Raw genomic sequence first — 16,301 nt, forward strand, 5'->3', positions numbered from 1 at the left:
GTGTTTACAAATTGGGTGAAGAATATTTGGCTTTTGAACGTTTCACTACTTTGTCAATTACTGCCTGGTTACCGGTGAAGGCAATCTCTCCTACCACTTCGCCTTCGACAATCTTGGCGGTATTGCCGTAGGCGTCGCATACTACAGTCCCTACAGGGAGGGGAGCGTTGCGAGCGCGATCGAAAATCGATTTACCCTCGGTCAGGGTAGTAAAGTTGTTAGGTGATTTTTTAGAAACCACTAACTTGCAACCTTTGGTGTACCGTGCTTCAGCAATTTTGGCGGCTTCTTCAGCTTGCTGTTGAGATAGCGCGAGATTCCATTGCTTAGAAGTATTTTCTTGGGCTTTTTGTTGGAGTATTGCAGCTGCATTCCATTGTGATTTGATGTTGCCTGATGAGAGGGCAAAGCATACGCACAATCCAAAGAAGAATACAGCCACCATCGGGTTTCGGCGTAAATATTTCATGAACTTGCTTTGCTCAAACTCTTTTAGTCTTGTCGATAGCGCTTGAGTAGCTGCTTGGTTAGCATCTGGGTATCTGGGATTGTCTGAGACTTTTTTGGAGCGCCTACCTCCAGCAGAAATTCCTCAGGGTTGAACTCTAAAGTGCATGAGGTGGTAGTTTCTAGCAATTGTGTTTGTGTATTGGCATTGCTGTTGATACCGTAATCCTCTAAAATTCGCTCCACTGTTTGGGGGTTTTGGATTAGGTGGCTCATCAAAGCGATGCGATTAGCAGCTTGCTGATTTTTGGCTTCCAAGGATTTGACATCTAAATCGGTCAGTGTTTGGTTGTAAACCGTTTCTGAGATCTGATGCTCTAGAACAGCACGAGCGATCGCTTCTCCAGCCACAATATCCACAAACCCCTTGAACACTTGAATGGGTGTATCGCTGGCTTGTCCTTGCGCCAATTCCATTGCTATTTGTTCAACTGGCACGAGTGTTTCGCCCTTTGCTGCTAGCAGTTTTTGCTTGTCTACGGCATCTTGAATCAGGCAGAAAGTGTCTTCTAATTGCTCGACGATCGACTCGTCGAACTCGTCGCCATCAGGGTTAATTGAAGAGTCAATTTTTGCTAGTTCTGTTAGTCCTTTGATTATTTGGGCTTGGGTATATTCACCTTCAAAATGCTGAAATAATTCGGCTTTAGTGTACGCCATTTTTTATCCTCCAATTCTCAAATTGATCTCTGGTTAGCTCACTACGCTTGGAGCGCAGATAAGCTTTCACTTCGTCGTTGCTCATCTTTTTGCCTTCTTCCACATAGCCATTTTTCAAGGCGTAAATGGCAGCGAGAATGAAGCGTTGATAACCGTCTAGGTAGTCGTGTCCAGTTTGATATTCACTGAGTACAGCCACTACCAAACGGATGATATTTTGCTCCCATCGCCAGATGGTTGTGCGCCCGATTCCCAAGCACTCTGCCCATTGCTCTCTACTTAAAAAATGCGGATCGAACTGACTACGCACTCCCGAACGATGGTCGAAGAAATCCCAAATCTCAATCTTGGAGGTACTTGGCTGCTTCACGTACTGCCTCGGTTTCTTCCGGCGTGCGTCCTAAGTTTGGCTGTCCGCCATCGTCGTTGGCGACAATTCGGGAGACTTTTTCGGACAATTCTTTAGGACAGTTGGCGGTAGTGAGTGCCTCTAGACTCACTTGATACAGTTGAGGGTTTTTCATGTGTTTCGCGGGTAATATTTAGGCTGAAACAATCGTGTTTCACGCTTTAATTTCAATGGCTCAAACCTATCTTTTTCGTGGTTTTTGATGGTGTTTTTGGGTTGATTGAGAAGAATTTAGGTGAAATTGATTTGTGAAGTGTGAAACGCGTTGATTCATCTGTTACTGAAACGTGTTTCAGTTATGTTTCAGTAATTTGATAATAAAAAACCCGCACAATGGCGGGTAGCGACTGAAATTCGTAGTTTTGTCCGTCAAATTGCCGGCGCAAGAAAAGGTGGTGGCTGCACTCTGCCTATACTTTGCCAGTAAAAATCCAGCAGCTGGCAAGTTAAAAAAACTTGGGGTCTTGGGTCATCGCTGGCGTGCGAACAATATCTCTCAGCTGTACGCCTATCGCACGTCAGAAAAAATGCGAGTTGAGTCAAGCTTAGGTTGTATTTCGTCCTAAGTTCGCGTGGGTGCATAATTATATTGCTCCTTCTGTAGGTTAGCTCTACGTTGGGGAAGTCGTCCGGTGTTGCGAGCATCGGGCGCATCTCTTGTCTTGGAAAATTGCTCTACTTGGGGAAACCCCAAGACCGCATTTTCCGCTTTTTCTAAAATCAGTGTAGTATAGCAGCAGATAAAAAGCTATGAGAAAGCAATATGGAAGGCGTAAACTGGGATGAAATAGCCTCAAAGCTCCCAAAAATAGACGATACGCGGATACAAACAGCTAAATTGTCAGATATGGATTTTTGGGTACTCAAGGCGGCAGCGGCGGTGAAAAAGCGGGGCGTGGCAGCTGATTCCGCCAGTCTATTGAGTGCGTCAATACGCCGACTTACCCCTGAATGGTGCGAGTTAATTGCGTTTCAGGCTGCACAGGAAGGCATAAGTTTTGAAGAAATGTTTGTCAAGCTAGCGACTGGGGAATAGCGTGCCTGACAATCAAAAACGGCTCCAGGAAATAAAAGACGGGTTTGCCAAACTTGGCTGTCCCGTGAGGATATTCTATGGCTATTGGAAGTGTTAGGGGAGTTGTTGGGCAGAGAGCAATAAGTAAACAAATAGAAATTATGGACGCATTAAAACTAATAACAGCAGGAAAAGCAGCTCTAGATGGAGTTAAGCTACTAAATCAATATGCTGAAGAAATAAAGGACACGCAAAAACGTGGCGAATTTATGAGAATCATCGGTCAACTTAGTATAGAGTTGGCAGAAACTCAAATGAAGCTAGCAGAGCAAATTCAAGAAAATATTGATAACAAGCAAAAAATAAAACTTTTAGAAGAAGAAATAGAAAAATTAAAAGACCCGGCGAACAAAGTAATTTTGAAAGCTGGGCTTTATTACAAAGAAAATGGAGATGGAGGGTATTGTACGGGTTGTTATGACAACAATAAAAAGTTAATAAGAGTAGCAGAAACACCTGGAGGATTGAAAATGTATCAATGTCCTGTATGCAAATGTATATATAAACATCAATTCATAGACGCATAAATTAGAGATTAGGAGATGAGAGCGATCGCTAGTTAATGGTGAAGCGGCTCTTTGAAAATGTAAGTGACTTACGAAAAATTTTCGATTTGATTGACATTTTAGCGATCGCATCCAAAAAAGGCGTGCAGTTAATGAGCGATCGCGAGTAGACTGTGTGCGTAAAATTATTTTTAAGCCAATGTTCATTGAAGCGAACAGCAAAGACGGGCACAGAATTCTAATCAACACCGATGCGATCGCCTACGTTGATTTTGATGCGGTTGTTTACCTTGAACACCACCCGAACGAACTGCAAGAGAACGGAGTCAGAATCTCCTTCCAGGTTTCAAGAGGAAATCAAGAAGGCTCTTGGCCGGCGTTTCACGATTTTATCGGCAAAGAAGCGGAAAATCTTCGAGGAGGACTTTCCAAGGCGTTGGGTGCTAATAGATTTTCATGACAAAGCATAAATCATCCTGAAGAATTTTTCAGGATGATTTATTGGGGAATTATTGGTTATTCCACAAGATCGTCTCTTCCAAATGCCACTAAAAAAAGCCAGCTAGTTGCTGGCTTAAACCTCAAAATTTCAATATGGATTTAGCGCTGCCGATCTAAAATTTCTTGAAGTAGTTTAATAGCCTTTCTTGTATGCTCCAAAGGATTCTCTCCCTCAGAAGCAAAACTTGACTGATGCTGCACTAGAATTTGATGTGCATCAGAAAGAAGAGCCATTGCTTTAGGCAATTCCGAAATTGAGCTTCCGTTTGCACAAGTTGTTGTTGAAATATATGCCATAATTTTTAGTAATAATTTTTACAGGTAAAGCAGCTATACAAATTCAATTTCCCCTAAAAATTTAGGTGCAACTGAACCCATATACTTGCTGCCAGCAAAACAACTACACAAATCCAATCTCCCGATAAAACGAAGTAAACCGAATCCGTGTGATTGCCTTGCCTGCATCTAATCTAGCCTGAATAAACGGCTCTTGACTAAAAGGTGAAAAATTTTCAACTTGTGTGCGATGTGAAGTGCGATCGCAAGGTCGTGCAAGATGTTTTGCACGACCTTGCAGATACAGGAAGGTAACAGCGATCGCAGTAGGACATAAGCCGGGTTATGTCCTCTTCTTGAATGAAGAAGTTAGGGTGGAGATGAGAGCGATCGCCCTTCATGAAAAACTTTTCAAGATCCGTTTTCCATCGGATCGTCTCGTCCAATGCCGAGCGATCGCAGATGCAGTTTTACCCCTTCCGGATCGGTTCCGCAGTAGTAATATTTTTTGTGGCGAAGATCCGCCAAATAATAACCAATTTTCCCGCCGTTAAGGCGAAATAATTCAATGGTTATCTGCTGCTTAGTGATGCCATACAATAATTCAAAATCGTTGAAATCAATCGGCAATCGCTTATAAAATAGTTCGCCTTTTTTGAAATGCCATGCCCCAGGTATGCGCTCAATTATGCGGTAATAATCGGGGTGGTAAACGCTCGCGTCTGTGTCCATTGCGTTATACTCCTAGAATAAGCAGGAAAGCCCCCAAGTGAGGCTTGGGGGGAGATGAACTACCTATTAGGCGGGTTCATCTGGTTTTTTAGGCTCTTGAAGCTCAGAGGGAAGCTGGTCGTCGGAAACTAAGTCTCCCTCTTTGCCCTTAATGTCGGTCTTAAAGTAACCAACATGATCTCCCTCGACTGAACTGGGTTCGTAAACCTCTAGGTCTTCAGGATTGGGCTTTTTTGAGCCACCATTGGATTTAGTCAATCATTTCACCTCCTGATGAGAGCGTAGTGTTGTCTTGAAAAGTCTGAGCGGAAGAGGCTTCCGCTCAGACTTTTCGCTTTGTTGTCTCTCATGCCTTAATTCTAATCCACGGGGACATGGATTGTGTAGGGGTTTAGCATAGAAATTTTCGTGATTTTTACTTGTTCGTAGCGATAAAAGTCTATACCACGGGGACATGGTTCTATTATATAATGGAACCATATGGAGGCGAGCTATGCAAAAAGTACGAGACAGGGACAATCAAGGTAAGTTTGCCACAGATAGACCTGAGCCTAGAGAGGCTAAGCTAAGTTTGAGAATAGAGCCATCTGTGTTGACAAAAATTCAAGCGATTCCAGATTGGCAAGAAAAGGTGCGATCGCTACTTTATGAATTAGTCAAAGAAGAATAGCGATGCCTACGGCGGGCTTCTCTTCTCCTGTCGGAGACGCTGCGCGAACGAGACGCGCAAGGGACGCCTATACCCTTCCTGTAAAACTTTTCAGAAACTAAGATTGCAAAATAACGCAAGCTCTCAGGTTGTGATTATCGTTTGACAATTCCTTCCTAATCCTTTCTTGAAGTAGAGCAAGCCAATCGATTCTTTCTATCTGGCTTTCCCAGTGCAGCAAAGGAATCCGTGGGACGTGGACTAGCAACAAGGCACTTAAGGCAACCATCTTGACTGCGCTGCGCGATGCAAGTTCTGTAAAGTTGGCTCCACGTTGATTGTTGCCTTCCAAGTCAACGTCCCAAATGCCCAAAGGATCGCTAGTGCCATTACGCCAAAGCCGCCAGACCGCGAAGCGATGCGTGAGTATAGAGTTGCGTTGATACTCCAGCGTTGGTATGCGGATAGGGGTTCCTTGGAAAGTCCCAACCAATTCTGTATGGAATTCTCGGAGATAGTCAAGGGTGATGAGATAGTCACACTGCCCGTGGATTGAGGTGATGCGATAGGTTGCTCTTTCCCCTGGAGTGTCGCGCTCGATTCGCAATACAGCGCAGTCTTTCCCGTTCCATCGTTTAAGAATTTTGGGGTACGCCCGTCGTTTTTTCTTGGGCTTGAATAATTGTTTAATCCATTGCTGTAATCGTTTGAGCCATACCACATTATTCGCGCCCCTTGCTCAAAAAGTGTCCTACTGCAAGTGCTATCGCGTCGGTTGGTAATCCCAAGATTCCAGCGATTAGCACAACACAGGGGTAGAAAATTTGGGCGTTGAGTTCGCGTGATGAAACGGCAAATTCAATCCCGGACTTATTGAATTTGAAGGAAATATCTGTAGACTGAGCCGCGATTAAGGCAGTCAGGAAAAGTGCAAATAGATAAGAGTATCCTTTGCCAAGGCGAGAGTCATTTTTGGGAGGAGCGATCGCCATGTGTTTGGCAAGGTGATGTGTACTTTTTCAAAATTCCCTTATAAAAAAACAAACGCCACATCGGTTTGAGATGCGGCGCTTAATTGATTTTGCACAAAATCGAGCGGCGATCTAAGCGAGCGAAAACCTTGTAATTTTTGGCGATCCTTGTCCTTGGAAAGTTGTCGTAAAAGTAAGTATCCCGACTGATTGAAGATTTTTTTGCATATTCATCACTACGCAAGCCCCTTCTAGTCCATCACCCTTGGCGTAACCAGCAGGCGGAGCATCTTCTTGCCAAACGTAAACCTCGCGTCCAGAAACAGCATTAGCGGCTGCATAGAAAACACGACGAAAAGCTTCGTCAGTTGTCAACAGGTTTGCAGTCCAAGGCAATTCCCAAGATTGAGATGTAATTGCTCCATCTTTAAACCCTAATGGGTCTTCAAATACCAACACATCTGCTCTTTCGGCGTTAATATTCGCATTTAACTGAGTACCGCCAAGTAAGCGTAGTTTCGCCACGTACTCGGCCGTAGAGCTGCCAGTAAGAGCGGCGCTTGCCGCTTCAATTGCAAGGGTAGTGGCTCCTGCCTTCGCATCTGCTGTCAAGTAAACAGTCAGTTTTGTTGTGCCATTGTCAAAAGTCAGTGGCGTCCCGCCTGCGATCGCCCCTGTCAACGCCGTCACAGTCACGCTAGTTGCAGCAGAGGTAATGCCACTGGAAGCCGTAATACTCACATCTTCTGGTTCGGTGCGATCGCCCAATGGCAGCAAAGCAACATATAGCTTTACCTTATCACCCGCACCGACTTGAAAAGTCTTGCTCATTTCGATCTCCGGAGATTCTGATCCGGGGTCAGGGTTCCCCTTGGGTGGGGAGATGGGGAGATGGGGAGATGGGGAGGTAGGGGAAAAGGTTAAAGGGAAAAGGGATAAATTTAACCTTTCCCCCTTACCCCATTCCCAATGCCCAATGCCCAATGCCCAATGCCCAATGACTAATGACTGATGACTAATGACTCCCTAATAAAAATCTTGCATTGCTCTACAGTCAGCAATTTATCTGAAATGGGCATTGGGCTAACTCTCTCTATTAAGTAATCAGAGGGTAACTCACCGCTTAATAGTCCAATTATTTCGACCAAACTTTGATTTGTATCCCATTGCTTGAGGTGTATTTCCCATGAATTAACAAAGGTGCGATCGCCTCCAAGATTCGATTCCACATCGGGATATGGTTGTTTAATTACCACCTCTAGTCCTGAAACTTTTGTGCCATTTTCGGGGTAATTCCAGCCTTTATCTGGGTCTGGGAGGCAGGCGATCGCTTTGGTTGTTCCGCCGTTATTAGGAAAAGTATAAGTTCCTAATTTGTTAGCGAGTATTGCCAAGATATCATTTCTTAGGGTTAAAGCTTCTATCACGGTAGTATTTATAATAAATTTACTCTTTCCAAGATGCCCATATTTGAAGTTTTAATAACATGAAAAAAGTTTCCCAAGTTATTCAATGGCGTCAAGAATTCAATCGCTTCATTCACCCTGGGAAGTGTTTTGATAATGCAAGGTTTGTCGCCAACACATTTCATCAATTTGAATATCTTGAAGGCTACGCTTGGAACGATGAAGAATGGGTACATCACGCTTGGAATCGTTACAAAGAGCAGGAATTTGATGTGAGCTATGAATTTTACGTTCCTCATTTGTTGTATAGCGAACGTAAAATTGAAATAGTTGGAACTGTTGATGATTTAAGTAGCTTAGGATATGCGTTCGATACGCCGTTTGTAATTCCGCTAATTGAACAGCGATATCGAGTGCAAGCTGGCTAGATATATTGTTAAATCTTGATATAGCTTGATATAACAAGTCTTCTGGGCATGATAGTTTACTACTACAGGTTGTAGTTTCCATCATGAAGTATTCTCTTTCTAACGAAAAATTAGTCAGTTTGTCTGAGCAGTTTCATGTGATGGATGGCGAAACTGCTCGTCTCATCAGACTGTTGTGGCAAGTCAGAGAATTCCAGGAAAATACTAAGAGCGAACAGCTATTGAGAATGGCAATGAAAATGGATGATGGGATTGCGATCGCGATTCTTCAACAGCTAAGTTCTTGAAAAATTTTTCAGGAATCTTTCAAGAGCAATTTATTCAACTGTTGTTGCATAATCCCCGCTGCATCACACTCTTCAAGACCGATTTTAGTCCAAGGTCTAGCAGGTAGTTCAGTTCCGTTTTTGGTGGTGGCGCCGTCGTGAACGATCGCGGCGTGGTCGCTTTCCCAAGTGAATTGGGCGGCATTGGCAGTACGGGAGATGACGAGAGAATCAATCAATTCTTCTTCGTCAATAATGTTACGGGGACTGGTTACTAAATCACCGTTGTTGCGTAGAGTTTCACGCGGCCATTCCCAGATGTCGGAGGCGATCGCGTTTTGAAATGCCTCATCTTGGGCTTCTACTGCAACATCAAAAGCGTGGTTAATGATGGAGTTGAGTTTTGCGACATCAATGTTGATTTTTGACACAAATTAACCTAATATTTCGTATTCTTCTAGAAGCAAATCTGAGCGAGTGCCTATCTCGGCATTGATTTTCCCTTCTCTTATATAGATAAATCCATCTCTAATATCTAAACCTCTCCGAAGGAGTCCTTAAATATCTGGCTTTTTACCTTTGTTCCAATTTTGATATTAATTAGTTTTAGTCTTTTAATATCCGCGATCGCTATGTCGCAAAATTGAAGAAATTCATCTACTACTTGCTGTTCGCGCCCTTCGATAATTTTGATAGTTGAACCTGCAAGACTAATTTCTATTCTTGCTTCGCTGTCTTTGGGTCTAACCAGTAAAACCGCATCAAACAATCCATTTGTGCAGTAAAAGTATTCTAATTCGGGATTCTGGGAATTACCTTTTTGCCACATTTACAATTTTTTATTTATATAAATTATCCCACAATCTAGTACTCAATTTCTTCTCCATATCCCCCGAATTGGCGTAATCGCATTAATCCCCATCGCCACGACATAAGGGGATTGAACTACTGGTAATAACTTAAATCTTCCCCCTTCTTTTTTGCCAATTGCTATCTGAATTTCGATATCCGCTTCCATCAAAAATTCGACACCTTGGGGGTAAGTTTGGGGTTCGACTAAATGTCCTTCCAAAAGTACGGCATGGCCGTCAGCGCCGGCGAATTGCTGAATCTCGTTAGCATAGCGTGAGACTGTGCTGGTGTCGGTTGTGGGCTTCAGGACTGCTTTGATGATTTGGGGTTGAAAGTTAAAAGAACGGTTGCCGACTGCGTTGGTGGTGAAAGTGCCGTCAGCAACCTGAAAAATAAGTGTGGTGTTTTCAAAGCCTGAGAATGGGGAGGTCACAGTATGCCTTGTTCGTGCAGTCTATTTTGAAGCAAGTATCCTTCAAGTTGCCAAAGTTGATTCGTGGCGTCCTCTTTGGCGACTCGGCGTCCAATTTCAATGTCAAAATTTGCAGGATCGACACACGCGCCACGACCGCAAATCGTAAAGCCTGAAGGTAGCTTGAAACTGACTACTAGTTCTTTGCCCCAAAATACAGCTTCTTGTGTTTCTGCGCTGTCCAATAGTGTTGCTATTTGCTCTGGTGTTACTCGGTTGTTGCTCATGATTTAATATCAATTTTTGTTAGTTTTGTTCGGGTATATCAACTGTCTGCCCTGCTAATGCATGGGTACAGTCGCCAAGGAATTGGATTTTCCCCTCCACAACAAAGCTGTGGCATACCATTGCCTTGCCATCAGATCGCTCAATCTTAGCTAGGATGCTTGGGGCAAAAGTTGGCTTGTCGAAATCTCCATTGAAAGTCCAGCTTGCCCCAACCTCGTTTTTGTAAGGTTGGACGTAGGGAGCATGAGCCATACCACAACCAGGACAATCAAAAAAGTAGCCAACAATCTGCTCGTTTTCTTCAATTGGCAACAACTTGCTCATTTTTACCCTGCCGAATAAACTGTGAAATTTCCAGATACCACAGTGTAAACTCTCCCCAATCCATCGCTGAATTTGAGAGTGTAAGATAATTCAACTTCGCTATCTGGAAAATCTTCCGTATCGCCAGGGTCGATGCTAAAACTACCCATCACAGTTTCAATCTTGGTTTGGCTATCAATTGCCGGATCGGTTTGATGGACGGCTGACCCAGTTTTAACGATTGGAGAGACAAGCGGATCGTCTTTGCGCTTGGCGGTAAATTCAGCCTCCAGTCCTTCTAGCTTTTGACCTTGAATTTTGAATGACAAAGGAGTTAAGTCTCCTTTGACCAACCGCGAACCACTAAACGTAGGTGCTGTTGAGCCTGGTTGCAATAGGGTGCTAAGGTCAGCCCGATGCAGCGAACCTTTGGGAGGGGCAACAGGGGAGACATTGAGGAAGAACTTGACTTGAGATTGGGTGACGCTGGCGATCGCACCTGCCGGAAACTTCAATTTCCGTTTGAGCGTACCGGACAGGTTTGACGTAATAGCGATCGCACCTGGGCGAACAGATCGCTTTTTGCCCAACGCCCCAACGCTGGCAGTTGAAACTGTGGCAATTACCCCAGGCTTGCCCAGATTTTTGCGGATTTTAATAGTGGCGATGTCGGCGGTCGTAGTCGATGCGATCGCGCCGGATGCAAAGTTTGTCATTAGTCAAGAGTTAAGGTGAGTGCAGATGATGGGATGGTGGGGATGGTGCCAGATGAAATTACCTGAGTTGGGGATAAAGCGTAGCGTCCCAAGTAGTTGCCACCACTTGATGCATCAAATAATTGAACGTGGGTGGCAGTGCCTTGAGAACCCGTAGCTTCACCCCATGCAATATCTGTGGCGTTGATTTTAGAGCCAACTGTGGCGATGGGGAAGTTGTTGGTGTTGTTGGTTACGCTCGCGCGACCATAACCGTTGCCACTGGGTTCTGTGCCGGCTACTGCATCTGTGGGAGAGCTGGTGGAGTAGGCAGCGTATAAGGTGGTGATGACGTTGAAGGGGACGTTACCGAAAAGCTGATTAAGTAAGGCATTTTTGACGTAATTACTCAATCCACCCGCCGCAAAGGTTAGAGTCAGACTCCCTACTGGAATTCGCATGGCATCGCCAATGGTGATGTTGATGGGGGAAGACAAGGGGAAGTACACCAGCATATTGCCGCTAGTGGGTGAATCCCAAATCCCGATCGCTTGAACTAGTCCGTGATTGCTGGAAGCCTCGCTAAACTGAATTTCGGTGGCGTTAGTCTTGATTTGGTTGCTAGTTACTGCAAAGTTTGTGGTGTTGTTGGTGACTGCAATGCGGGCATAGCCACCGCTATTTGGCTCAGCACCGGGGCCAGTTTCCCCGGCGACTCCTACCATGTAGCCGAAGTATAAAATATTTGGCGTGCTGTAGGGCACGCCACCGAATAACTGATTTAATAGCTGAGCTTCGCAAAAATCGCTTAAAGAGCCTGACATGAGTTAATTTATGAGCGAGAGTTTCATTGTTCAGGATTCCCCTTTTTAGGAGTTTCTAAGCATTATGAAAAATTTTTCATGACCGCAAGAGGCGGCAATTTTATTAAGTTTAGTCTCTGATTAATGGCGTAGCTTTAGTGCTGACCTGCGATAATACTTCAACCAAGCTATTAGGTGAGAAAGATATTGTTAAAATAGCTTCTCTCGCCTGACATTCGGAGTTGTCTGTCTGTTTTTCGACAGATTTAGCAATTGACTCTCTTACTTCATCCAGTACTTTATAAGCTTGTTCTGGGCTTAATCTAAAGCATTTAAATAGCTCAATAATTCCTAAAACTAAAGCGTCTTTTTGAGTACGCATCTGTTTTATCATTCTTGCCTAACTCCTCAGTAACATCCCTCCACCTCCACCCATCGGATCTGGTGATGGCGGTAAACCCAATTGATAGCGCAATTTCTCAATCAAGTCATCCCTGTGGGCAAACATCCCTGCACTTCTTGAAGCCGTCTCCCACTCCAAAACATCGGCTTTTTTAAGGGCTGAATTAACAGAACTTCGCTCGCTGAAAATCGCCCTTTCAATCATCTGAAAATCAGTCAGAATCTGCAATACTTGATTCACTAAAAATTCAGACTTCTGCTCAATATTATCTAGCCTCTGCCAGATATCATCCTGCTGAAACAGCAACGGCACAGGGCGGTTTTTCTGATATTCAGTGGGTGAGAGAGTGGCATCAAAGCGGTAAAAATCGCTTGGTACATCTGCGTATTGCGATCGCATTTGGTCGGTTCGCAACAATGCCTCGTTGAGGGCAGTTAAAATCTGGTAGCGTTGTTCTAGAGTAAAAGTCATATATGCCAAATTATCCAATACGAGATAACTATTCTTTAGATGATTTTTTTAATTATTCCAATTTTAAGAATGGATTTGAAGAGCAGGAATATGGAAAAGTCAGCAATGAATATGATGATAGTTTTGGAGACTTAAATGAATTTGGCTGCTGTTTTCCTGATTACTGTTTGATGCCAGGCGTTCATCTAAAGAGTGAATGTTATCTCCTCGAAATGTTTGAATCATAAACTCCTGAACACTAACCGACATCGACATCGCCCGCCACACTCACAATCAACTCCAGGCGGAGTAACTAATTGAATCAGTGTCCATTGTAGGCGTTGGTAACTAATACATGATTGGCAATGCCGACTTTGAGCATCTAATAAGCGTTTGGCATAAAACCCAACCTTCCCGCGGCTGGTAAATTCGGATTCAAAAAAACTAGTCTTGGCGGATTTGGCGTAACTTGCAGCCCGTCTGATTGCCTGCTCTTTAGTCAGTTTCCCCTCAGCTAAATCTTGCCCAAAGCCATGCAGGTATTTATATTGCTTCTTAAGCTGTGCCCCAATCTTGCCATAGTGCGCGGACGTAAGCTGTTTTGTTCCGCCTGCCCCAATTGCCCCAACTCGCAGATGGGATTCTTTTAAGGTCAATGCCATTCGGGTTTGAAATTCGGCGATGTCGATTTTGCCTTGTACTAAAAGCCTCGCGTGTCCCTTCAAACGCACCTCAAGGCGACTCACCTCTTCATCCACAAAGCCCAGTACATCGACTTGCCGCACATAGCGTCCTGTCTCTGTGTCCCGATATCTGTGGCTATTTGGGTCGAACTGATATGGCATTTATGAAAAGTTTTTCATGAGGTTGCGATCGCTTTACCATTTCATCCACGTCTGACTGGCGAATGGTGACAAGTTCAAAAAGCTGGGCAAGCGCGAGCGGTTGACCTCTAGGCTTGAAGGTTTGCATTACCCTAGCACCTCATCAGTGGGTTGAACTTGTTGCGTCATCGCCACCTCAGCATCGATGTCAAACTGCCTCGGCAGTACCTTGCCTCGCTGTAATAGGAGCAACAGCGTGCGATCGCTAATTCGCCCAGAATCAGCCAAGTTTTGCAGTTTGTCTACCTGTTCTGGGGTCAGTGGCACGGTAAGCAAGTCTTCATCCTGGGTGATGCCACCGCCTTGACTCTCCCCGGTGTAGGTCACCCAAAGCTTGAAAATCTGCTGCATCGCCGACTCTTTACGACGGGCCACTCCTTTGAGGTTGGCGCTGGTTTTGGTGGAGTCAAGGATAACTTCGGTGGCCGTCTTTTGATGTTCGCCCGATGTCAAAAAATCCAGCGTCATCCTGTCTATTGCCGCTTCCAAATCCTTGATATCTTCGCGGGAAGCGGCGATCGCGGCACCCGATGGCTCGGCAAAAAAGAAGTCCCCATCGGCTGGAATATCTAAGACAGAGTTAGGCCCGATTACCAATGGGGGAACTTTTTTGAGGTCATCTACCGTTCTAATTAAACCCTTCCGCACCGGCACCGGCAAGTTGCACTTGCGAAGCACTTCATTGAGCTGGCTGCGTTTTTGGAAATGTTCAATATTGAGCTTGGCGAGATTTAGAAAAGGTGCTTTGGCAGAGAACAGGCTACTTTCGGTGACCGAGTAGTAAACTAGGGGGATCTCGCTCAAACTAGTTTGTCCGTTTTCAGCTAGCAGCAGCTGTGCCTCGTTTCCCTTGCCTTCAAGGATTTGAAAAACGAAATATTCACCCGGAACCAACACGCGGTAGTAAATTACTTCTTTCTCTCCAAAATCCCCATCCGGCTCAAGTCGAGTTTCCTTGATGGTTACCCGTGCTAGCTGGGGTTTACCGTTTACCTTAGTTGTCCGCCAGTTGAGGATGTCGCGGCGGTCGAGCAATACGAGGTATGGGCGGCGATCGCTTGCCAGCAAATCCGCTTGAGAATTGATATTGGGGTCGAGTGGCGGGTACTCGACCATAATCCCGCACCAGCCATCACGCAGACAGTACTGGTCAGCCTCGTGGAAGAACGTCCAGAGGTCATTGCCCATTTGGTCGATATTGTCTTGGTTATCAACAATCGATTGAGCAACATCATCATTGAGGCTAAAAACGCTCAGAAGTCCTGCGTAGTCTTTGATTGCAGGCTCAAATCGATTGTCGAATGTGGTGCGTTTGATGCGATCGCTCCACGCTTGGGGCGGTTCCTTGGCTTCCTTGGGAAGATACGCTCTTTCTCGCCCCTCCAAATCGTTCCAGCAATCAAGCAATAGCAGCAGATTGCTAGAGTAGGCAGCAGCCGCCAAGGAGAGGGTTGATGGGAGATTGTTGGAATTGGTGGGAGGCAAGCTACGTGGTTAGTGTGGGGTGTACGTAGCCAAAATTCCCTTAAATATTGCAGGCTCCCTTTGATGTATTGCCATGTCCTTAGCTGAAGCTTTGACTCCGCGCACCAGGTAATTTAAAGTGTGACCCTTGCTCTGACCTGCAATATGGAGCGATCGCTTACAGCACCTTTGTAACGACTTTCGTGCTGATATTGGTTTGCGTTACATCCGTTTTCGCCTCATTAAGTTGTCGTCATTAACAACACCTTGTTAGCGATCGCATCTAATAATATTCTAAGGGCAAAGGCAGGAGTCAAACCTGCAAGGGCTTATTGTTCTTCGTCCCCAAGTCCACGCCTCAGTTTCCTGTTTTGTGGCTTCCATACGCTCGTCAATGCGCTGCTTTGCCGTTGCATCTACATATTACTCTTGGGCTGCTGTCGCTGCCATACTCTCTAAATAGGTTTTAGCGCCTTCGATGAGCTTGTCTTGAATCTCCTGGGCGTTACCACCTTTGGTGAATTTTTTGTAAGCTCCCAGGATTTTCTTGCGTAGACTAACACCAAATTCGCTCGTGCCCTCGATAAAGGCGCTCACCGCATCAACTTTGGTCGTGTCTTCAAGCTTCACCTTGCCAAAAAAGTTTTCAAGAACCTGCTGTATGCTCTTGTTGGTCAAACTGGGAGCGCCGGCGTTCGCCCCCGATTTAATCGTGACGATATCTTCAACTGTTAATTCAGAGGTGAGAAGTTTGGCACTTGGCTTGCGGGGCTTGGCATCTGATGCGGGTTTTTCTGTATTGCTAGAGGACTGCGGTACTTCTTCCTTGAACGACTTAGCCCATTGGAGAACCACGCTATCAAAGGCAGATTCAGTAATCATCTCGCTTCCATCTTCCATTGGATGGATGACTTCTCTAGCTTTGCCAAGCAATATTTTCACTTCTTGGGGAGATTTATTTGTAGCTCTTGCCAAGGTTTCTAGACTCAAGAATCTCAGATCTGTAGTGTTGTTTTCAGCAATGCTTCTTTCTACAACTGCGACCATATTATCGTCACCTGTTATTTGCTCACATTCTAAATATATTTCATAGCCTAGAAATGGTTGCAAAACACTTACTAATTTCTGGCGATATTGCACCAAAATCATTAATGTTGAAGTCTGCAAGCATCTAATATTTAGAATAATTTGCTCCCCATGCTTGGAAAGATAGGGCGTTGATTGAGCTAGAGCCTTTCGCAATTTTGGCTCGTCAAATAATAGTGAAATTAGCTCTGCATTGTTAATTTTCATATCTAGTCCTGATTTTTCTTCCTTTTCCCCCTTTCCTGTAAAGAGGCGTCAGTGCTAGATTTCCTTTG

The 16,301-nt window shown here is 44.8% G+C and carries 31 protein-coding genes; 7 read left to right on the top strand and 24 right to left on the bottom strand.

The features are described 5' to 3' along the window. Nucleotides 1–4: 4 nt before the first annotated feature. The 4 genes from NSTC745_RS31370 to NSTC745_RS31385 are packed head-to-tail and all read right to left on the bottom strand — an operon-like array spanning nt 5 to nt 1,691. Nucleotides 5–469: a hypothetical protein gene (locus NSTC745_RS31370; protein WP_445634497.1), complete on the bottom strand. Its 465-nt coding sequence runs from the start codon at nt 467–469 to the stop codon at nt 5–7. 23 nt (nt 470–492) lie between these two features. Further along, nucleotides 493–1,167, bottom strand: a complete 675-nt coding sequence (locus NSTC745_RS31375) for a hypothetical protein (RefSeq protein ID WP_445634498.1) — start codon at nt 1,165–1,167, stop codon at nt 493–495. Then, a complete protein-coding gene (locus tag NSTC745_RS31380; RefSeq protein ID WP_445634499.1) occupies nt 1,154–1,537 on the bottom strand; it encodes a hypothetical protein in 384 nt (127 codons plus the stop codon). Before NSTC745_RS31380 ends, NSTC745_RS31375 begins: the two co-directional genes overlap by 14 nt. Continuing rightward, nucleotides 1,509–1,691 carry a hypothetical protein gene (locus NSTC745_RS31385; RefSeq protein WP_445634500.1) on the bottom strand — a complete coding sequence of 61 codons (183 nt, stop codon included), beginning with the start codon at nt 1,689–1,691 and terminating at the stop codon, nt 1,509–1,511. Before NSTC745_RS31385 ends, NSTC745_RS31380 begins: the two co-directional genes overlap by 29 nt. A 648-nt stretch (nt 1,692–2,339) precedes the next feature. On the opposite strand from NSTC745_RS31385, the gene NSTC745_RS31390 reads away from it, so the two are divergent. The 3 genes from NSTC745_RS31390 to NSTC745_RS31400 all read left to right on the top strand — a co-directional run bounded on the left by NSTC745_RS31390 (nt 2,340) and on the right by NSTC745_RS31400 (nt 3,617). Beyond that, on the top strand, nt 2,340–2,612 hold the full coding sequence (locus tag NSTC745_RS31390) for a hypothetical protein (protein WP_445634501.1): 273 nt from the start codon (nt 2,340–2,342) through the stop codon (nt 2,610–2,612). A gap of 77 nt (nt 2,613–2,689) precedes the next feature. Continuing rightward, on the top strand, nt 2,690–3,178 hold the full coding sequence (locus NSTC745_RS31395; RefSeq protein WP_445634502.1) for a hypothetical protein: 489 nt from the start codon (nt 2,690–2,692) through the stop codon (nt 3,176–3,178). 154 nt (nt 3,179–3,332) lie between these two features. Further along, entirely contained in the window at nt 3,333–3,617 is a 285-nt protein-coding gene (locus NSTC745_RS31400; protein ID WP_445634503.1) for a hypothetical protein, read from the top strand. Nucleotides 3,618–3,757: 140 nt separating this feature from the next. Here the strand turns inward: NSTC745_RS31400 and NSTC745_RS31405 are convergent, their stop codons facing one another. The 3 genes from NSTC745_RS31405 to NSTC745_RS31415 form a co-directional block, all read right to left on the bottom strand. Next, nucleotides 3,758–3,955, bottom strand: a complete 198-nt coding sequence (locus tag NSTC745_RS31405; RefSeq protein WP_445634504.1) for a hypothetical protein — start codon at nt 3,953–3,955, stop codon at nt 3,758–3,760. Nucleotides 3,956–4,345: 390 nt separating this feature from the next. Next, complete coding sequence (locus NSTC745_RS31410) at nt 4,346–4,666, bottom strand: hypothetical protein (RefSeq protein ID WP_445634505.1); 321 nt, start codon at nt 4,664–4,666, stop codon at nt 4,346–4,348. Between the two features lie 66 nt (nt 4,667–4,732). Next, the gene (locus NSTC745_RS31415) at nt 4,733–4,924 is read right to left on the bottom strand and encodes a hypothetical protein (protein ID WP_445634506.1); all 192 of its coding nucleotides are present in this window, start codon (nt 4,922–4,924) and stop codon (nt 4,733–4,735) included. Between the two features lie 235 nt (nt 4,925–5,159). On the opposite strand from NSTC745_RS31415, the gene NSTC745_RS31420 reads away from it, so the two are divergent. Continuing rightward, nucleotides 5,160–5,336, top strand: a complete 177-nt coding sequence (locus NSTC745_RS31420; protein WP_445634507.1) for a hypothetical protein — start codon at nt 5,160–5,162, stop codon at nt 5,334–5,336. A 97-nt stretch (nt 5,337–5,433) separates the two neighbouring features. Here NSTC745_RS31420 and NSTC745_RS31425 read toward each other — a convergent pair whose 3' ends face one another. The 4 genes from NSTC745_RS31425 to NSTC745_RS31440 form a co-directional block, all read right to left on the bottom strand. Next, nucleotides 5,434–6,036, bottom strand: coding sequence for a hypothetical protein (locus tag NSTC745_RS31425; protein ID WP_445634508.1), 603 nt, complete (start codon nt 6,034–6,036; stop codon nt 5,434–5,436). 1 nt (nt 6,037) lies between these two features. Next, nucleotides 6,038–6,307 (bottom strand): hypothetical protein, encoded by a 270-nt coding sequence (locus tag NSTC745_RS31430; RefSeq protein WP_445634509.1) that lies wholly within the window; start codon nt 6,305–6,307, stop codon nt 6,038–6,040. A 111-nt stretch (nt 6,308–6,418) separates the two neighbouring features. After that, entirely contained in the window at nt 6,419–7,117 is a 699-nt protein-coding gene (locus NSTC745_RS31435) for a hypothetical protein (RefSeq protein WP_445634510.1), read from the bottom strand. A 170-nt stretch (nt 7,118–7,287) separates the two neighbouring features. After that, the gene (locus NSTC745_RS31440) at nt 7,288–7,713 is read right to left on the bottom strand and encodes a hypothetical protein (RefSeq protein ID WP_445634511.1); all 426 of its coding nucleotides are present in this window, start codon (nt 7,711–7,713) and stop codon (nt 7,288–7,290) included. Between the two features lie 59 nt (nt 7,714–7,772). Here NSTC745_RS31440 and NSTC745_RS31445 point away from each other — a divergent pair, with 59 nt between their 5' ends. After that, nucleotides 7,773–8,120 carry a hypothetical protein gene (locus NSTC745_RS31445; protein WP_445634512.1) on the top strand — a complete coding sequence of 116 codons (348 nt, stop codon included), beginning with the start codon at nt 7,773–7,775 and terminating at the stop codon, nt 8,118–8,120. Between the two features lie 83 nt (nt 8,121–8,203). Further along, the gene (locus NSTC745_RS31450) at nt 8,204–8,407 is read left to right on the top strand and encodes a hypothetical protein (protein WP_445634513.1); all 204 of its coding nucleotides are present in this window, start codon (nt 8,204–8,206) and stop codon (nt 8,405–8,407) included. 8 nt (nt 8,408–8,415) lie between these two features. On the opposite strand, the gene NSTC745_RS31455 is transcribed toward NSTC745_RS31450, so the two are convergent. The 9 genes from NSTC745_RS31455 to NSTC745_RS31495 all read right to left on the bottom strand — a co-directional run bounded on the left by NSTC745_RS31455 (nt 8,416) and on the right by NSTC745_RS31495 (nt 12,613). After that, the gene (locus NSTC745_RS31455; RefSeq protein WP_445634514.1) at nt 8,416–8,817 is read right to left on the bottom strand and encodes a hypothetical protein; all 402 of its coding nucleotides are present in this window, start codon (nt 8,815–8,817) and stop codon (nt 8,416–8,418) included. Nucleotides 8,818–8,921: 104 nt separating this feature from the next. Then, entirely contained in the window at nt 8,922–9,215 is a 294-nt protein-coding gene (locus tag NSTC745_RS31460) for a hypothetical protein (protein WP_445634515.1), read from the bottom strand. A gap of 42 nt (nt 9,216–9,257) precedes the next feature. After that, complete coding sequence (locus NSTC745_RS31465) at nt 9,258–9,671, bottom strand: hypothetical protein (protein WP_445634516.1); 414 nt, start codon at nt 9,669–9,671, stop codon at nt 9,258–9,260. Next, nucleotides 9,668–9,937, bottom strand: coding sequence for a Gp49 family protein (locus NSTC745_RS31470; RefSeq protein WP_445634517.1), 270 nt, complete (start codon nt 9,935–9,937; stop codon nt 9,668–9,670). Before NSTC745_RS31470 ends, NSTC745_RS31465 begins: the two co-directional genes overlap by 4 nt. A 19-nt stretch (nt 9,938–9,956) precedes the next feature. After that, a complete protein-coding gene (locus tag NSTC745_RS31475; protein ID WP_445634518.1) occupies nt 9,957–10,262 on the bottom strand; it encodes a DUF6527 family protein in 306 nt (101 codons plus the stop codon). 2 nt (nt 10,263–10,264) lie between these two features. Beyond that, nucleotides 10,265–10,957, bottom strand: coding sequence for a hypothetical protein (locus tag NSTC745_RS31480; protein WP_445634519.1), 693 nt, complete (start codon nt 10,955–10,957; stop codon nt 10,265–10,267). Then, complete coding sequence (locus NSTC745_RS31485; protein ID WP_445634520.1) at nt 10,957–11,760, bottom strand: phage tail fiber protein; 804 nt, start codon at nt 11,758–11,760, stop codon at nt 10,957–10,959. Before NSTC745_RS31485 ends, NSTC745_RS31480 begins: the two co-directional genes overlap by 1 nt. Nucleotides 11,761–11,869: 109 nt before the next feature. Beyond that, nucleotides 11,870–12,133, bottom strand: coding sequence for a hypothetical protein (locus tag NSTC745_RS31490; protein WP_445634521.1), 264 nt, complete (start codon nt 12,131–12,133; stop codon nt 11,870–11,872). Nucleotides 12,134–12,139: 6 nt separating this feature from the next. After that, complete coding sequence (locus NSTC745_RS31495; protein WP_445634522.1) at nt 12,140–12,613, bottom strand: hypothetical protein; 474 nt, start codon at nt 12,611–12,613, stop codon at nt 12,140–12,142. A 2-nt stretch (nt 12,614–12,615) separates the two neighbouring features. Here NSTC745_RS31495 and NSTC745_RS31500 point away from each other — a divergent pair, with 2 nt between their 5' ends. Further along, nucleotides 12,616–12,840 carry a hypothetical protein gene (locus tag NSTC745_RS31500; protein WP_445634523.1) on the top strand — a complete coding sequence of 75 codons (225 nt, stop codon included), beginning with the start codon at nt 12,616–12,618 and terminating at the stop codon, nt 12,838–12,840. On the opposite strand, the gene NSTC745_RS31505 is transcribed toward NSTC745_RS31500, so the two are convergent. The 4 genes from NSTC745_RS31505 to NSTC745_RS31520 all read right to left on the bottom strand — a co-directional run bounded on the left by NSTC745_RS31505 (nt 12,835) and on the right by NSTC745_RS31520 (nt 16,233). Continuing rightward, nucleotides 12,835–13,437 carry a hypothetical protein gene (locus NSTC745_RS31505; protein ID WP_445634524.1) on the bottom strand — a complete coding sequence of 201 codons (603 nt, stop codon included), beginning with the start codon at nt 13,435–13,437 and terminating at the stop codon, nt 12,835–12,837. The genes NSTC745_RS31500 and NSTC745_RS31505 overlap by 6 nt on opposite strands. Next, nucleotides 13,412–13,564 (bottom strand): hypothetical protein, encoded by a 153-nt coding sequence (locus NSTC745_RS31510; protein WP_445634525.1) that lies wholly within the window; start codon nt 13,562–13,564, stop codon nt 13,412–13,414. The genes NSTC745_RS31505 and NSTC745_RS31510 overlap by 26 nt, the downstream gene beginning before the upstream one ends. Continuing rightward, nucleotides 13,564–14,919 (bottom strand): DUF4055 domain-containing protein, encoded by a 1,356-nt coding sequence (locus NSTC745_RS31515; protein ID WP_445634526.1) that lies wholly within the window; start codon nt 14,917–14,919, stop codon nt 13,564–13,566. Before NSTC745_RS31515 ends, NSTC745_RS31510 begins: the two co-directional genes overlap by 1 nt. A 444-nt stretch (nt 14,920–15,363) precedes the next feature. Continuing rightward, a complete protein-coding gene (locus NSTC745_RS31520; protein WP_445634527.1) occupies nt 15,364–16,233 on the bottom strand; it encodes a hypothetical protein in 870 nt (289 codons plus the stop codon). Between the last annotated feature and the right edge of the window lie 68 nt (nt 16,234–16,301).

This window comes from Nostoc sp. DSM 114161, assembly GCF_052692665.1.

What these genes read in the sequence shown, in the direction of transcription:
- NSTC745_RS31370 (WP_445634497.1), bottom strand. Translation starts at nt 469, where the DNA reads ATGAAATATTTACGCCGAAACCCGATGGTGGCTGTATTCTTCTTTGGA.
- NSTC745_RS31375 (WP_445634498.1), bottom strand. Translation starts at nt 1,167, where the DNA reads ATGGCGTACACTAAAGCCGAATTATTTCAGCATTTTGAAGGTGAATAT.
- NSTC745_RS31385 (WP_445634500.1), bottom strand. Translation starts at nt 1,691, where the DNA reads ATGAAAAACCCTCAACTGTATCAAGTGAGTCTAGAGGCACTCACTACC.
- NSTC745_RS31390 (WP_445634501.1), top strand. Translation starts at nt 2,340, where the DNA reads ATGGAAGGCGTAAACTGGGATGAAATAGCCTCAAAGCTCCCAAAAATA.
- NSTC745_RS31395 (WP_445634502.1), top strand. Translation starts at nt 2,690, where the DNA reads ATGGCTATTGGAAGTGTTAGGGGAGTTGTTGGGCAGAGAGCAATAAGT.
- NSTC745_RS31405 (WP_445634504.1), bottom strand. Translation starts at nt 3,955, where the DNA reads ATGGCATATATTTCAACAACAACTTGTGCAAACGGAAGCTCAATTTCG.
- NSTC745_RS31410 (WP_445634505.1), bottom strand. Translation starts at nt 4,666, where the DNA reads ATGGACACAGACGCGAGCGTTTACCACCCCGATTATTACCGCATAATT.
- NSTC745_RS31420 (WP_445634507.1), top strand. Translation starts at nt 5,160, where the DNA reads ATGCAAAAAGTACGAGACAGGGACAATCAAGGTAAGTTTGCCACAGAT.
- NSTC745_RS31430 (WP_445634509.1), bottom strand. Translation starts at nt 6,307, where the DNA reads ATGGCGATCGCTCCTCCCAAAAATGACTCTCGCCTTGGCAAAGGATAC.
- NSTC745_RS31435 (WP_445634510.1), bottom strand. Translation starts at nt 7,117, where the DNA reads ATGAGCAAGACTTTTCAAGTCGGTGCGGGTGATAAGGTAAAGCTATAT.
- NSTC745_RS31445 (WP_445634512.1), top strand. Translation starts at nt 7,773, where the DNA reads ATGAAAAAAGTTTCCCAAGTTATTCAATGGCGTCAAGAATTCAATCGC.
- NSTC745_RS31450 (WP_445634513.1), top strand. Translation starts at nt 8,204, where the DNA reads ATGAAGTATTCTCTTTCTAACGAAAAATTAGTCAGTTTGTCTGAGCAG.
- NSTC745_RS31460 (WP_445634515.1), bottom strand. Translation starts at nt 9,215, where the DNA reads ATGTGGCAAAAAGGTAATTCCCAGAATCCCGAATTAGAATACTTTTAC.
- NSTC745_RS31470 (WP_445634517.1), bottom strand. Translation starts at nt 9,937, where the DNA reads ATGAGCAACAACCGAGTAACACCAGAGCAAATAGCAACACTATTGGAC.
- NSTC745_RS31475 (WP_445634518.1), bottom strand. Translation starts at nt 10,262, where the DNA reads ATGAGCAAGTTGTTGCCAATTGAAGAAAACGAGCAGATTGTTGGCTAC.
- NSTC745_RS31480 (WP_445634519.1), bottom strand. Translation starts at nt 10,957, where the DNA reads ATGACAAACTTTGCATCCGGCGCGATCGCATCGACTACGACCGCCGAC.
- NSTC745_RS31485 (WP_445634520.1), bottom strand. Translation starts at nt 11,760, where the DNA reads ATGTCAGGCTCTTTAAGCGATTTTTGCGAAGCTCAGCTATTAAATCAG.
- NSTC745_RS31490 (WP_445634521.1), bottom strand. Translation starts at nt 12,133, where the DNA reads ATGATAAAACAGATGCGTACTCAAAAAGACGCTTTAGTTTTAGGAATT.
- NSTC745_RS31495 (WP_445634522.1), bottom strand. Translation starts at nt 12,613, where the DNA reads ATGACTTTTACTCTAGAACAACGCTACCAGATTTTAACTGCCCTCAAC.
- NSTC745_RS31500 (WP_445634523.1), top strand. Translation starts at nt 12,616, where the DNA reads ATGCCAAATTATCCAATACGAGATAACTATTCTTTAGATGATTTTTTT.
- NSTC745_RS31505 (WP_445634524.1), bottom strand. Translation starts at nt 13,437, where the DNA reads ATGCCATATCAGTTCGACCCAAATAGCCACAGATATCGGGACACAGAG.
- NSTC745_RS31510 (WP_445634525.1), bottom strand. Translation starts at nt 13,564, where the DNA reads ATGCAAACCTTCAAGCCTAGAGGTCAACCGCTCGCGCTTGCCCAGCTT.
- NSTC745_RS31520 (WP_445634527.1), bottom strand. Translation starts at nt 16,233, where the DNA reads ATGAAAATTAACAATGCAGAGCTAATTTCACTATTATTTGACGAGCCA.